The sequence below is a fragment of the Pseudomonas sp. PME37.24/025 genome, assembly GCF_055556615.1.
In genome coordinates, this window is record NZ_JBVHNK010000035.1 from 1 (window position 1) to 656 (window position 656).

The window sequence follows — 656 nt, forward strand, 5'->3', positions numbered from 1 at the left end:
CCGGATCACACCGCACCGACGATCACACTGGAAGGCGGTGCTGGTGACGACATCTACTACATCAACAACGGCGCTACCGCGTCCATCGTCGAGCAGGAAGGTGGCGGCAATGACGAAGTGCGCGTGTCGGTGATCAACCCCAGCAACACCTACCTGGCGGAGAACATCGAGCGTCTGACCTATGTCGGCAGCGAGGACTTCACCGGTTGGGGCAATGCCAATGACAACATCATCGTCGGCAATTCGGGCAACGACACGCTGTACGGCGGCGCCGGCGCCGACCAGTTCATCGGCGGTGCCGGTTACGACACGGCGGGTTATACCGACAGCAGCGTGGCCGTGAACATCAACCTGAAGACCGGCGTGCATTCCGGGATCGGAGCGGGCGACACCTTTACCGACATCGAAGCGATCAAGGGTTCGAACTACGACGACACTTTTGTCGGCGATGGCCAGGGCATGGATTTCGATGGCGGGGCCGGTAGCGACACGGTCGATTACTCGACCTCGGCCACCGGCGTCAACGTTGAGGTCCGTTTTGGTACGGGCGTGGTGGGCAGCGGCGGCGATGCCGAAGGCAGCACCCTGGCCAACATCGAGAACGTCATCGGCTCGGCGTTCAATGACACCTTCGCCGTCGGCCCGGATCACACCGC

The 656-nt window shown here is 62.2% G+C and carries 1 protein-coding gene; it reads left to right on the plus strand.

Annotation, left to right across the window (positions count from 1 at the left end; translation table 11 throughout):
• On the plus strand, positions 1–656 hold a 656-nt coding region (locus ACZ3HH_RS29360), incomplete at both ends, for a calcium-binding protein (protein ID WP_465810006.1).